Origin of the sequence: Bacteroides faecis, assembly GCF_020091505.1 — a bacterium.
Lineage (GTDB): Bacteria > Bacteroidota > Bacteroidia > Bacteroidales > Bacteroidaceae > Bacteroides > Bacteroides faecis.
The window spans coordinates 3,965,660-3,979,728 of the sequence record NZ_CP081916.1; the positions used below are offsets into that span (position 1 = coordinate 3,965,660).

Genomic DNA, 14,069 nt, shown 5'->3' on the forward strand with positions numbered 1-14,069 from the left:
AATTATCAAAGACTATGAACTGGAATAAATTCCTTCCTTGCATATTGCTTAGCAGTCTCCTGGGAGCATGCTCCGGAAAAGGAGAACAACCGAATGTAGAACCGATCACACTCTGCCTGACGGATAGTTTACTGAGAATCGTATCCGTCGACACCGTACATGTGCGGGATGTGATTGATGAACTGACATTGAATGGACGGGTTACTTTTAATCAGGATCAGGTGGCAAATGTGTATCCGATGTTCGGAGGAACCGTGACGGAGCTGCATGCTGAAATAGGAGACTTTGTGCATAAAGGAGAAGTATTAGCGGTCATCCGTAGCGGGGAAGTGGCAGATTATGAGAAACAGTTGAAAGAAGCGGAACAGCAGCTTTTGCTGGCCCGCAGAAATATGAATGCTACACAGGATATGTACACGTCCGGCATGGCATCAGATAAAGATGTGCTTCAGGCAAAACAGGAACTGACGAGTGCCGAAGCGGAAGAGAGGCGAATCAAGGAAATATTCTCCATTTATCACTTCTCCGGAGATGCTTTTTATCAGCTTAAGTCTCCCGTGTCGGGCTTTATTGTTGAGAAGCAGATCAGCAGGGATATGCAGTTGCGCCCCGATCAAGGCGACGCGTTGTTTACGATTTCCGGTCTGTCGGATGTATGGGTTATGGCGGATGTGTATGAGAGTGATATCAGTAAAGTGTCCGAAGGAGCTTCAGTGCGTATCTCTACACTGGCTTATCCTGAAAAGACCTTTACGGGTAGCATTGATAAAGTTTATCACCTGCTGGACAGTGAAAGCAAAACGATGGGGGTACGTATCAAACTAAAAAATGAAGGTTATTTGCTGAAGCCGGGTATGTTTACAAATGTAACAGTAAAATGTAAAGCGGAAGATACTTCCATGCCGCGCATTGACTCTCATGCACTGGTGTTTGAGGGAGGAAAGAACTATGTAGTGGTGGTAGAACCGGACCAGCATCTGCAAATAAAAGAAGTAGATGTCTATAAGCAACTAAGTAAGGAATGTTATATCCGCTCCGGTCTTTCCGAAGGCGACAAGGTGTTGAATAAGAATGTATTGTTGGTATATAATGCCTTGAATGTAGATTAAAACAAGAGAAAAGTATGCATAAATTCATCGATAATATAGTAGCTTTCTCGCTGAAGAATAAGTTTTTTATTTTCTTCTGTACAGTAATAGCCGTGATAGCCGGAGCTGTCTCTTTCAAACATACTCCGATAGACGCTTTTCCGGACGTGACAAATACGAAAGTCACAATCATTACTCAATGGGCGGGACGCAGCGCGGAAGAAGTGGAGAAGTTTATCACAATTCCCATTGAGATCGCCATGAATCCCGTACAGAAGAAAACGGATATTCGTTCGACCACCCTTTTCGGGCTTTCTGTAATCAATGTGATGTTCGAAGACCGTGTGGACGACTTTACTGCCCGTCAGCAAGTCTATAACTTACTGAACGATGCTGATCTGCCCGAAGGAGTAACTCCGGAAGTGCAACCTTTGTACGGGCCTACGGGAGAAATTTACCGTTATACATTGCGCAGCGATAAACGCAGTGTCCGTGAATTAAAAACGATTCAGGACTGGGTGATTGAAAGGAATCTCCGTTCGGTATCGGGTGTTGCCGATATTGTGAGCTTCGGTGGCGAGGTGAAGACCTTTGAGGTAAGTGTAAATCCTCACCAGTTGATTAATTATGGAATTACTTCCCTTGAACTGTATGATGCGATAGCCAAAAGTAATATTAATGTTGGCGGAGATGTGATCACGAAAAGCTCGCAAGCCTATGTGGTTCGTGGCATCGGTCTGATTAATGACTTGGATGAGCTGAGAAATATCGTGGTTAAGAATATCAATGGAACTCCGATTCTGGTAAAGAACCTGGCGGAAGTTCATGAATCCTGCCTGCCCCGTCTCGGACAAGTGGGGCGAATGGATGAGAATGATGTTGTTCAAGGCATTGTGGTGATGAGAAAGGGAGAGAATCCGGGAGAAGTGATTGCGAATCTGAAAGATAAGATAGCTGATTTGAATCAGAACGTACTGCCGAAAGATGTACAGATCGTACCGTTTTACGATCGTGAGGACTTGGTAAACCTGGCTGTGAAAACAGTAACACATAACTTGATTGAAGGTATATTACTGGTTACGTTTATTGTTTTAATTTTCATGGCAGATTGGCGGACGACCGTGATTGTTGCGGTGATTATCCCATTATCCCTGTTATTCGCGTTTATCTGCTTGCGTGTAATGGGAATGTCCGCCAATCTGCTTTCTATGGGTGCCATTGACTTTGGTATAATCATTGACGGGGCAGTAGTGATGGTAGAAGGGGTATTTGTCGCCTTGGACAAGAAAGCCCGACAAGTAGGAATGCCGGCTTTTAACGTAATGTCCAAAATGGGATTGATCCGGCATACCGCCAAAGATAAGGCGAAAGCGGTGTTCTTCTCCAAACTGATTATTATTACCGCCTTGATTCCTATTTTCTCTTTTCAGAAAGTAGAAGGAAAAATGTTTTCACCTTTGGCATATACGTTGGGTTTTGCTTTGCTGGGAGCGCTTATTTTCACGTTGACATTGGTACCGGTCATGTCCTCCATGTTGCTGAAGAAGAATGTACGGGAAAAAAACAATCGTTTTGTCCATTTTATCAATACCGGGTGTACAGCCCTTTTCGACACTTTTTATGCCCATCGGAAACTAACAGTCGGGCTGGCAACTGTCATAGCAGGGGGAGGTCTGTGGCTTTTTCCCTTTCTTGGAACGGAGTTCCTGCCGCAGTTGAACGAAGGTTCTATTTATATCCGTGCCACTCTTCCGCAGAGCATATCACTGGATGAATCTGTCACTCTTGCAAATAAGATGAGACATAAATTACTGACTTTTCCCGAAGTCAGACAAGTATTGTCGCAAACCGGACGCCCGAATGATGGTACGGATGCAACCGGATTCTATAATATAGAATTCCACGTCGATATTTATCCCGAAAAAGACTGGGAGAGCAAACTCACCAAGTTGGAACTGATTGATAAAATGCAGGATGACTTATCCATTTATCCGGGAATTGACTTTAACTTCTCACAGCCGATTACAGATAATGTGGAAGAAGCGGCCTCCGGTGTGAAAGGTTCTATTGCGGTGAAAGTGTTTGGTAAAGATCTTTACGAATCGGAGAAGTTCGCTGTTCAGATTGATAAGATTCTGGCTACGGTTCAAGGAATAGAAGATCTCGGAGTGATCCGGAATATCGGTCAGCCGGAACTTCGTATTGAGTTGAATGAACGACAGTTGGCACGTTATGGAGTTGCTAAGGAAGATGTTCAGTCCATCATTGAAATGGCTATTGGCGGAAAGTCAGCTTCGCTGTTGTATGAGGATGAACGGAAATTTAATATCGTGGTAAGATATAGCGAAGAGTTTCGTCAGAATGAAGAGGAAATCGGTAAAATACTGGTTCCTGCGATGGACGGAACGATGGTGCCTATCAAAGAGTTGGCAGATATCACGACGATTACAGGACCATTGTTGATTTTCCGTGATAATCATGCCCGTTTCTGTGCCGTCAAGTTCTCGGTGAGAGGACGTGACATGGGTACGGCGGTTGCCGAAGCGCAGAAAAAAGTAAATGCTTCCGTACATTTGCCGGCAGGATATTCGTTGAAATGGACGGGTGACTTTGAGAATCAGCAGCGTGCAACGAAACGTTTGGCACAAGTAGTCCCTATCAGTATCGCCATTATTTTTATTATCCTGTTTATTCTCTTCTCTAATGCGAGGGATGCGGGACTGGTATTGCTCAATGTGCCGTTTGCTGCTGTGGGAGGTATCGTAGCCCTTCTGATAACAGGGTTCAATTTTTCTATATCGGCAGGTATCGGTTTTATTGCCCTGTTCGGTATCTGTATACAGAATGGAGTTATCATGATTTCCGATATCAAGGCAAATCTGAAATTAGGTTCCCCCTTGCCCGATGCTACCAAAGAAGGAGTCCGTTCACGCATCCGTCCCGTGATTATGACGGCGGCTATGGCAGCTATCGGCCTGATGCCGGCGGCTATGAGCCATGGCATCGGTTCGGAATCACAGCGTCCGCTGGCGATTGTCATTATCGGAGGATTGATAGGGGCGACCTTCTTCGCCTTGTTTATCTTTCCGCTGATTGTGGAAGTGGTATACGAACGAATGCTGTATGATAAGAATGGAAAATTATTGCAAAGACGTATCTAATTCATTTTCTATTCTTTCTATGAGAAAAACGGTCATAAATTAAATTTTAATTTTGTTTTCAGTAGGTAGAAGTGAGGAAGGGACAAAAGTAGGTTGAATCAGAAGATCACCCGTACTTTTGTTCCTTTTTCTATTTCCGAAGATATTTCCAGCCTGGCATTGTAAGCTGATATTATTTTCTGAGTCAGACTAAGGCCGATGCCCTGACCTGCGTAGTCATGGGTATTGCTGCCCCGATAGAAAGACTGGAATATATGTTCTATTTCTTCCGGGGGAATGCCGATACCCTGATCTTTTACTTCAAGAACGAGGTGCCGGTCTTCCTGTCGGAGAGTGATGTCTACTTCTTTTTCAGAATATTTGCAGGCGTTATCAATGATATTTTTCAAAGCTATCTTTAGCAGATAGGGATTTGCTTTTACAGTGGCAGCTTTATTCATTTCTCCGTCATGGAGCCGGATTCTTTCGTTAGTTCCTGTCAGGCCTTTCAACATATCCGGCAGAGACAGTTCTTCTATATTGCTTTTTAGAAGTTCCTCGTCCTGACGTGAAAGGAAAAGAAGATGGCGGATTAAGTTGGAGAGCCGCTTGCTTTCTGACGAAATTCGTTGCAGAGCTTCCATATATTCTCCGGTACTTCTTTCTTTCAGCAGGCTGATTTCGCATTCTCCCTGTATGGCGGTTATCGGATTGTTCAGTTCATGGGAGGCATGGCTGACAAAGGACTTCTCGGCTTTGAAAGCGCTATCCAGACGGTCGAGCATGCTATTCAGGGTTTTTATCATGTCTTCCAGTTCATCGTTATTACCGGTTGTTCTTAACCGGCGGTTCAGGCTGTTAGCCCGTATCCTCTTCAATTCTTTCAGTATATGCTGCAAGGGAACAAGGATACGACCGGAATAGATTTTTCCGACTAGATAAATCAAGATGGAACTGAATAAGACCAGAAAGATGGAAAGGAGCAGCAAGTGTTCTTTAATTTCCGCTCCGTATACATTTCGAGACATAACGAGAACGATGAAATTTCCCTCATTATCGGGATAATAAAGGGCAGCTCCCAACTGATCTTTGTATTTAAAAGAAAAAGGTATGCTGTCTTCACCGGCTATGAGGAGTGCCTGCTGATGTTGAGTAAGATATTTATTCAGCGTGTCCCGCACTTCGGAGAGGCTGTCCATGTTTAAAAGAATCTCATGGGCTTCGGGCAGGAGTTCGTCATATTTGCGTTGGATAATCTGATAGCTCTGTTCGTCTACTTCATCTTTTTCCCAATGCTTTTGTGCAGTCAGATATGCTTTCTCGCGGAGATAGGAGGCGTAGAGCTTATTGATAAACTGCGTACTGAAAAGATAGAATACGGCAATAATGATGATAGTCGTCAGTACACTGAGCAACGTATAGAAGAGAGCTATTTTAGAACCTATTTTCATGTCCGGATTGATAGAGTGGATAATGTTCAGGCGTTCATGATATATCCTAATCCTACTACTGTATGAATCAGCTTTTTATCGAAGTCGCGATCTATCTTCACCCGTAGATAATTGACGTATACGTCTACAATGTTGGTATTCGTATCAAAGTTCTTGTCCCATACGTCTTTGAGCAGTGTAATGCGTGATAGCGCTACTCCCTGATGCGTCATGAAATATTCGAGCAGGCGGTATTCTTTTACAGTGAGATCGATATCCACGTCTCCTCTTTTTGCCCGCCTAATGTTACAGTCCAATACCAGATTGTCGCAAGTCAGCTGGTTGGCTACCGTCTCTTTATTTCGTCGCAGCAAAGCCTTGATACGTGCCTCCAGTTCTTGAAAGCTGAAAGGCTTGACGAGATAATCATCTGCTCCTGCATCCAGTCCCTTTACAATATCTTCCGTCGTTCCCAAAGCTGTCAGCATAATGACCGGTGTCTGATAACCGAACCTCTGGCGGTAAAGATGGCAAAGTTCGAGTCCGTTTATTTTCGGCATGATAATATCCAGAATAACGAGATCGAAAGGTTCTTCCTGAAGGACTTTCCATCCCGTATTTCCATTGTGACAGACAGTTACCGAATGTCCGAATTCTTTTAGTCCCCGTTCGATAAAGGAGGCGATATTGACTTCATCTTCTGCTAATAGTATCTTTGCCATAAATCTACATTGTTTAGATGCAAAGATACTTTTTCTTTGCATCTGAAGAAAGAAAAATGGCATACATTTAAGTGTTTCTTCTTTCTGAACTGTATTATCTATGCCGATGGCGAAAAGGCTGTTTCGTTTATACCGCTTTAGAGGAAACGAGGTGAAGATTGTTGAAGGATAGCAGGTTGAAAATAAAGTTGGTTAGGTTAGAAAGAGAAAACGGTGGACAGAGCTTTGGGCCTGTTCACCGTTTTTGATTCTTGTTGTATGTTCAAATGCAATTTGTCTTGTTCAAAGGAGATGTTATCCTTTCGCTTCCTGATACATAAAGCGTTTGATTGATTTCTTCGCAGTCTTTTCAAATTCTTCGAAGTGGATTTTTACTTTGCTTATCTGAGAGTAATTGGGCAGCTGCTGATTCAGTTCAATACGGTTGGCTTCCATTACTTTTACGATATCAGTCTGTTGCAGGCCATGAGCAAAAGCGTCGTCAAAGTCCGGATAAATCAGCGCTACCAGTTTATCATGCTGTAAAACGATCAGTGACTCCGCTACATAAGGCATATTGTTCAGTTTACTTTCTATCTCTTCCGGATAAATGTTCTGTCCACTGGAAGTCAGGAGCAGATTTTTGCTGCGGCCCCGAACAGTCACATAGCCTTCGTCGTCGATTGTTCCTAAATCGCCTGTGTGAAGCCATCCGTTTGCATCGATAATCTGTGATGTAGCTTCCGGATTTTTATAATATCCCAGCATCATATTCGTTCCTCTGCATACGATTTCTCCGGCGTGTGTTTTAGGGTCCGGTGAGTCGATGCGGACTTCCATCCGGGTAGTCGCTTTTCCACAGGAAGCCAGTTTCAGTGTCTCCCAACGGCTGGAACAAATAATCGGACCACATTCAGTCATACCATAAGCGATGGTGTAGGGGAAACCTATCTTTTTGAGGAAGGCTTCTACCTCGGCATTAAAAGGAGCACCGCCAATGATGATTTCATCGAAGTTCCCACCGAAAATTTCCATAGCAGCCTGTCGGGCCAACGATTTGATTTTATCGTTTACAATGGGTACTTTGAGCAATAGTTTTCCGATTTTGCTGTCTACCTTTGGCAGAATATCCTTTTTGATAATCTTTTCTACAATCAGGGGTACACAGGAGATTACTCTGGGTCTTATTTCCGAAAAAGATTGCGCAATGATCTTCGGAGACGGCATGCGCGTCAGGAAATAGATGTGTGCACCGGCAGAGAAACCATATAAAAAGTCGTATACCATGCCGAAAACATGCCCCATCGGAAGCATGGAGACGATGTGATCTCCCGGTTTCACAGGGAGCATTTCGAAACAGTACGCTACGTTCGACCAGATGCTGCGATAGGGGAGCATGACGCCTTTAGAATATCCGGTAGTGCCGGAAGTATAATTGATGATAGCCAGTTCCTCCGGACGGTCTTTCCGATAACAGATATGTTCGGGACGGAAATTCTTTGGATAACGCTGGCCGTAAATAGCGTTTCGGTGTTCGAAGGCATAAGTCAGCTTTTCGTTGCGTGATACCAATGCGGAGAAATCGGTGAGGGAAGCGATCCCTTCCAGCAACGGCATTGCATCTTCATTCAGATTTTCCCATGCCTGGTCGCCGACAAAGAGTAGCTTAGCCTCGGAGTGGTTGACGATATTATGAATATTATCCGCTTTGAACTCATGTAGAATAGGAACAATGACGGCTCCATACGTAATGGTAGCTAAGAAGGTAACCGCCCAATGGGCACTGTTTCGTCCACAGACAGCTATTTTATCACCCGGCTGAATACCGGCACTTTCCAGAACAATGTGAAACTTGGCTATCTTACGCGCTACATCCTTATATTGAAGCGTGATTCCTTTGTAGTCTGTCAATGCATCTTTATCCCAGTTTTTGATGATGCTTTGTTCAATATAATCAATGAACTGATGTTCTTGTTCCATTCGAATTTTGCACATTTGATTTAAAATTGCGCAAAAATAACACTTCATTAACGAAAACCGAAGTTTACAATCAAGTTTTACGGTTAATTAACGGGGGAGGGTTGAACTTCTTTTTTCAATTATTTTCCCGTTATGGATGGAGATTCCGGTTGGAGGCAATGGAGGAGGCGAGTTCTCTTTTCCGGAAGGGGCTGATATACAAAATTATGGTGTCACTATACCGTCAGTATAGTGACACCATCTGTTGCATATAGTGATACTATCCGGATACGATAGTGTCACCATAATAAATATCAGGATTCACTGCTATTTTCTTCCTCTTCTTTAGACTTTTCGGAAATAAGCAGCAATTTATCATTCACATGTAGTTTCAGTGTTCCGTTAGGAATCAGAAATTCATCTCCGCGTTTCACAATCATCACCAATGTGCCTTTGGGGAGATTCATATCTTTCAGTGTATCTGCTTCTTCCAGCATTTCCTGTGTGATAGTCATATCCCTGAGGTCTGTATCAATCTCTTCCGGAAGTTCCACTCCGAAGTCATTGCCCGTTTTCTCCAGCGGTTTGGATAAATTCAGCAGGCGGGCAACGAAAGAAACGGTCGTTCCCTGCACAACCAGTGAGACGATTGTGATAAAGAATACGATATTAAAGATTATATTCGAACCTTCGACTCCCGCAACTACCGGATAAGTAGCGAAGATGATGGGAACTGCTCCACGCAATCCTACCCAAGATACGAACAGCCGTGATTTCATGGTTATTTTCCGGAAGGGAAGCAAACAAAGGAATACACTTAGCGGACGACCGATCACAATCATAAAGACACCGATCAACAAAGCTACTGCTGCAACTTCCAGCATTTCGTGAGGGTTGACGAGAAGACCGAGGCAAAGGAACATGATGATCTGAAACAACCAGGTAAGTCCATCCATAAACGTATAAATGTCTTTGCGGTGCATGATCTTATTGTTTCCCACCATGATACCTGCGATGTATACGGCAAGGTAACCGTTACCTTTTAGCAAATCAGTGATGGAAAAGGTGAAGAAAACAAAAGCCAGCAACAGGATAGGGTACAATGCCTGATTGTCAATGTTGAGCTTGTTCAGCATGCGGATAGCCAACTTTCCGAGCACATATCCGGCAGCCGCGCCGACTATAAACTGAATAATGAAAGAAGCGGCGATAGCCCCGACTCCCATACCTGCCGATTGGATAAACTGTATCAGGACAATGGTAAGCATGTAAGCCATCGGGTCATTACTTCCACTTTCCAATTCCAGCATGGGGCGGAGGTTATGTTTCAGATTCATTTTCTGTGAACGCAGGATGGCAAATACCGAAGCAGAGTCCGTAGATGACATGGTGGCTGCCAGTAACAATGAAGTAGTGATAGGCAGATAGATATTCGTCCAGCTCATTCCGGACAACCACCAGATAAATAATCCGGTAAAAAGAGCGGTTAGTAGCACTCCGACGGTAGAAAGCACGATACCTGGACCTAAAATGGGTTTGATTTCTCTGAATTTTGTATCCATACCTCCCGAAAACAGAATGATGCTCAGGGCGACCATACCGATGAATTGTGCATCTTTGGCGTCATGAAACTGGAGTCCGAGTCCGTCACTTCCGAACAACATTCCCACGACGAGGAACAGTAATAAAGTGGGGACTCCGAAGCGATATCCGGTTTTTCCGACAACGATACTAACGAAAAGTAAGATAGAACCAATAAGTAGGGTGTTTTCTGCTGTAAATATCATAGGCAATCTATTGTTAAGTTATAAAAAATGTCGTATGAGCTCTCACTGTGCGAAGTTACACATTATTTAAAACAAATAAAGAGTCTTTTTGGATGTTTTTTGGTGAAAAAAGGTAGTTAAATTGTCTAAAAAGATTAATTTTGCACTCAATTAATCTACATCATACTTATGGATTCAAACAATCTTACTCCTTTACGGAAAGGGGTGGTAGGGGTACAATTCTTGTTTGTAGCTTTCGGAGCTACGGTGCTTGTACCGTTATTAGTGGGGCTAGACCCTTCCACCGCTTTGTTTACAGCCGGTATTGGTACACTTATCTTTCATGCGGTCACGCGGGGGAAAGTCCCCATCTTTTTGGGAAGTAGTTTCGCATTTATTGCTCCGATAATAAAGGCGACAGAACTTTATGGTCTGGCGGGTACTTTATCCGGAATGCTGGGTGTCGCACTGGTTTATTTCGCAATGAGTGCGCTGGTCAAATGGCAAGGGGTGAGGGTGGTTGAACGTTTGTTTCCTCCGGTAGTCATTGGTCCGGTTATTATTCTGATCGGTTTGTCGCTTGCCGGTACGGGAGTGGAGATGGCGAAGGAAAACTGGGTGCTGGCTTTGTTATCGCTGGTTACTGCGGTTGTCGTTTCGATGAAGGCAAAAGGGCTTTTGAAGTTGATTCCTATCTTTTGCGGTATTATTGTCGGCTATCTGGCGGCATGGCTTTTCTATGATCTGGATTTGTCCGGTGTCAGAGATGCGGCCTGGATCGGGTTACCGCAGTTTGTATTTCCCAAGTTCTCATGGGAGCCGATCTTGTTTATGATTCCGGTAGCCATTGCTCCGGTGATAGAACATATTGGAGATGTATATGTGGTAAATACGGTTACGGGAAAGGATTTTGTGAAAGACCCCGGTCTGCATCGTACTTTATTGGGGGATGGGCTGGCTTGCCTTTTTGCCGGATTGGTGGGTGGTCCTCCGGTGACGACTTATTCGGAAGTAACGGGAGCCATGTCATTAACGAAAATTACGAATCCGCAAGTTATCCGGATTGCAGCCATATCCGCTATCTTGTTCTCCGTCATCGGCAAAATCAGTGCGTTGCTGAAATCAATTCCGAGTGCAGTATTGGGAGGAATAATGCTTTTGCTTTTCGGAACAATCGCCTGTGCCGGAATTGGTAATCTGGTCAATAACTGCATTGATTTGAGTCGTACAAGGAATATTATCATTGTTTCTCTGACGCTGACCGTCGGTATCGGTGGGGCTGTCCTCACTTGGGGAGACTTTTCATTGTCCGGTATCGGACTGGCTGCTTTGGTCGGAGTTCTTCTCAATTTGATATTGCCGAAAGATGATTGATGCTGCCTTTTAATTAATAATTATTAGGCGCGGATTACACAGATGATGCAATTCGCGCCTTTTTATATTTAATAGTTAAGGTTTAGCTGGTAAATCTTGCATTTATGACAAGAACTTCATGATATCTTCGTCCACAGTACTGATACCACCGATTCCGAATTGTTCGACCAATACATTTTTCACGTTCGGTGAAAGGAAGGCTGGAAGAGTAGGGCCCAGATGAATATTCTTCACTCCCAGTGCCAGCAATGCCAACAAAACGATTACTGCTTTCTGCTCGTACCAAGCGATGTTATATACGATAGGAAGTTTGTTAACGTCGTCCAATCCGAATATTTCTTTCAGTTTCAAGGCGATGACAGCCAACGAATAGCTATCATTACATTGTCCTGCATCCAGTACACGGGGGATGCCGTTGATGTCACCTAAAGCCAGTTTGTTATATCTGTATTTGGCGCAACCGGCAGTCAGGATCACTGTATCTTTCGGAAGTTTCTCTGCAAATTCGGTGTAATATTCACGGCTCTTCATGCGTCCGTCGCATCCTGCCATTACGAAGAATTTGCGGATTGCTCCACTTTTGACGGCTTCTACCACCTTATCTGCCAGAGCTACTACTTGTGCATGGGCAAATCCTCCGATCAGTGTTCCGTTCTCAATCGCTGTTGGCGGCTGACATTGCTTGGCGTGTGCGATCAGTGCGGAGAAATCTTTCGGTTTTCCGTCTTTACGTTCGGGGATATAGTGTGCACCATCCAGTCCGCAGGCTCCGGTGACATAGATACGGTCTTTGTAAGTAGCGTTGGCACGTGGAGGAACGATACAGTTGCTGGTAAACAAAATCGGTCCGTTGAAGCTTTCAAATTCTTCTTTCTGTTTCCACCACGCGTTTCCGTAGTTTCCTGCCAGATGTTTGTATTTTTTTAGTTGAGGGTAATAATGCGCCGGAAGCATTTCGCTGTGGGTATAGATGTCTATCCCTGTTCCTTCGGTCTGTTCCAGCAATTCTTCGAGATCCTTCAGGTCATGGCCGCTGATAAGGATACCCGGATTGTTGCGCACACCGAGATTAACTTCTGATATTTCCGGATTTCCGTAGCTGCTTGTGTTGGCTGCATCCAGCAGAGCCATTGCGGAAACTCCGTGTTTACCTGTGGTCAGTGTAAGTTGAACCAGTTCTTCCATCGTAATATCATTGCGGGTGAGTTCGGCTAATGCGTGCTGCATAAAGGCAAAGATTTCTGATGATTCGTGTCCCAGATTATGCGCATGCTCAACGTAAGCTGCCATTCCTTTCAGTCCGTAATGTACAAGTTCTTTCAGAGAGCGGATATCTTCGTTGGGTGTGCGAAGTACTCCTACTGTCTTGGCTTTTTCTTCGAACTCATCTTCACTTCCATCCCATAGGCATTCGTCGGGAGCATTGGCAATGGTTACTTTGCTGCCAAGTTCTTTTTTCAGCAGCAATCCTTCTTTTATTTTCCTGATGATAGCCGTTTTATCAAAATTGGCGTTGGTGATAGTGATAAACAGGGCATCATAGATAAATTTGTCTGCCTGTTCGGAAGGTTGTCCTTCCTGACGCAGATGTTCGTTGTACACAGCAATTCCCCGTACTACAAAGAGCAAAAGATCTTGCAGGTTAGCCACTTCGGATGTTTTTCCGCATACTCCTTTTAAGGTACAACCTGTACCCATTGCGGTCTCTTGACATTGATAACAGAACATACTCATAACTTTTACGTTTTTAATTAGTATTCTTGAATATGAACGCAAAAGTAGGGGGAAAGTTTGAGGTAAGTTTGTAACCAATGTTACATTGGCCGAAAAAAAATCAGATGCTATGAGCTAAATTATTTTAGCTATAATCATATTCCGATTAGCTATAATGAAAACTAGATTAGCTATAATGAAACCGGAGTAAATTCTTGGTTATTGAATCAGCCGGATCAGCTGTTCTTTCTGTAAAATAGTGATCTGTTTGCGGTCGGCTGTGATCAGGCCGTCATCCTGCATGTGTGACAGCTCACGTGCCAGAGAGGGACGGGAGACACCGAAGTAATCGCTCAACTCCTGTTGCGAACGGTCGAGGGTGATCTGCAGCTGTTGCTGTTGTTTGTGCAGCCGGAGCAGATAGGATGCTATCTTTTGCCGGATGGTCTTGAAAGACATAAAGAAAAGTTTATCCGACAAGGTACGGGCATAATTGGCAGATAGATTCATATAGTTCTCCAGAAACTGCTCGTTCTTGCGGAAGAGTTCCAGTACGCTCGATTTGGGGATTTCGATTACTTCCGTCAGTTCGTTAGCGGTCACTTCTACCGGAAAACGGTTCTCTTCTCCGAAGAGGAAGAGAGGAGCAAGGGCCCTTGGTGCGGCAATGTCTTCTACTTTGATGAGTCTTCCGGAATAGTCTATCATTTCGCCGCGTACACTCCCTTTGGTCAGTATCATGAGACGGTTGCACACATCTCCCTGTCGTGCCAGAATTTCTCCTTTCTTATAAGAACGGGTATGAAAACTGATCTCTTCCAGATTGGCGGATAACTTTTCCGGAGTGATTCCCCGGAACAATGGGTTATTGATGAGTGCAGGTGTCATAAGCTTATCT

The 14,069-nt window shown here is 44.1% G+C and carries 9 protein-coding genes; 3 read left to right on the forward strand and 6 right to left on the reverse strand.

The features are described 5' to 3' along the window. The first annotated feature begins 14 nt into the window (after positions 1–14). Together K6V30_RS15435 and K6V30_RS15440 are read left to right on the forward strand one after the other, a co-directional pair. Positions 15–1,109, forward strand: coding sequence for an efflux RND transporter periplasmic adaptor subunit (locus K6V30_RS15435; RefSeq protein ID WP_010538219.1), 1,095 nt, complete (start codon positions 15–17; stop codon positions 1,107–1,109). 14 nt (positions 1,110–1,123) lie between these two features. Then, positions 1,124–4,249, forward strand: coding sequence for an efflux RND transporter permease subunit (locus K6V30_RS15440; protein WP_055269408.1), 3,126 nt, complete (start codon positions 1,124–1,126; stop codon positions 4,247–4,249). 98 nt (positions 4,250–4,347) lie between these two features. Here the strand turns inward: K6V30_RS15440 and K6V30_RS15445 are convergent, their stop codons facing one another. The 4 genes from K6V30_RS15445 to K6V30_RS15460 all read right to left on the reverse strand — a co-directional run bounded on the left by K6V30_RS15445 (position 4,348) and on the right by K6V30_RS15460 (position 10,105). Continuing rightward, complete coding sequence (locus tag K6V30_RS15445; protein WP_022300965.1) at positions 4,348–5,679, reverse strand: sensor histidine kinase; 1,332 nt, start codon at positions 5,677–5,679, stop codon at positions 4,348–4,350. A gap of 26 nt (positions 5,680–5,705) precedes the next feature. Then, entirely contained in the window at positions 5,706–6,380 is a 675-nt protein-coding gene (locus K6V30_RS15450; protein ID WP_055269409.1) for a response regulator transcription factor, read from the reverse strand. 294 nt (positions 6,381–6,674) lie between these two features. Further along, positions 6,675–8,339, reverse strand: a complete 1,665-nt coding sequence (locus tag K6V30_RS15455) for a long-chain fatty acid--CoA ligase (protein ID WP_010538215.1) — start codon at positions 8,337–8,339, stop codon at positions 6,675–6,677. A gap of 293 nt (positions 8,340–8,632) precedes the next feature. Beyond that, positions 8,633–10,105, reverse strand: a complete 1,473-nt coding sequence (locus K6V30_RS15460; RefSeq protein WP_010538214.1) for a potassium/proton antiporter — start codon at positions 10,103–10,105, stop codon at positions 8,633–8,635. Between the two features lie 168 nt (positions 10,106–10,273). Here K6V30_RS15460 and K6V30_RS15465 point away from each other — a divergent pair, with 168 nt between their 5' ends. After that, complete coding sequence (locus tag K6V30_RS15465) at positions 10,274–11,458, forward strand: uracil-xanthine permease family protein (RefSeq protein WP_010538213.1); 1,185 nt, start codon at positions 10,274–10,276, stop codon at positions 11,456–11,458. 102 nt (positions 11,459–11,560) lie between these two features. On the opposite strand, the gene hcp is transcribed toward K6V30_RS15465, so the two are convergent. Together hcp and K6V30_RS15475 are read right to left on the reverse strand one after the other, a co-directional pair. Further along, positions 11,561–13,192: a hydroxylamine reductase gene (gene hcp, locus K6V30_RS15470; RefSeq protein ID WP_022300968.1), complete on the reverse strand. Its 1,632-nt coding sequence runs from the start codon at positions 13,190–13,192 to the stop codon at positions 11,561–11,563. A gap of 198 nt (positions 13,193–13,390) precedes the next feature. Further along, positions 13,391–14,059, reverse strand: a complete 669-nt coding sequence (locus K6V30_RS15475) for a Crp/Fnr family transcriptional regulator (protein ID WP_022300969.1) — start codon at positions 14,057–14,059, stop codon at positions 13,391–13,393. Positions 14,060–14,069 lie beyond the last annotated feature (10 nt).

Excerpts from the sequence above, each read along its gene's own strand:
- K6V30_RS15460 (WP_010538214.1), bottom strand. The coding sequence starts at position 10,105 with ATGATATTTACAGCAGAAAACACCCTACTTATTGGTTCTATCTTACTT.
- K6V30_RS15475 (WP_022300969.1), bottom strand. The coding sequence starts at position 14,059 with ATGACACCTGCACTCATCAATAACCCATTGTTCCGGGGAATCACTCCG.
- K6V30_RS15455 (WP_010538215.1), bottom strand. The coding sequence starts at position 8,339 with ATGGAACAAGAACATCAGTTCATTGATTATATTGAACAAAGCATCATC.
- K6V30_RS15440 (WP_055269408.1), top strand. The coding sequence starts at position 1,124 with ATGCATAAATTCATCGATAATATAGTAGCTTTCTCGCTGAAGAATAAG.
- hcp (WP_022300968.1), bottom strand. The coding sequence starts at position 13,192 with ATGAGTATGTTCTGTTATCAATGTCAAGAGACCGCAATGGGTACAGGT.
- K6V30_RS15450 (WP_055269409.1), bottom strand. The coding sequence starts at position 6,380 with ATGGCAAAGATACTATTAGCAGAAGATGAAGTCAATATCGCCTCCTTT.
- K6V30_RS15465 (WP_010538213.1), top strand. The coding sequence starts at position 10,274 with ATGGATTCAAACAATCTTACTCCTTTACGGAAAGGGGTGGTAGGGGTA.
- K6V30_RS15445 (WP_022300965.1), bottom strand. The coding sequence starts at position 5,679 with ATGAAAATAGGTTCTAAAATAGCTCTCTTCTATACGTTGCTCAGTGTA.
- K6V30_RS15435 (WP_010538219.1), top strand. The coding sequence starts at position 15 with ATGAACTGGAATAAATTCCTTCCTTGCATATTGCTTAGCAGTCTCCTG.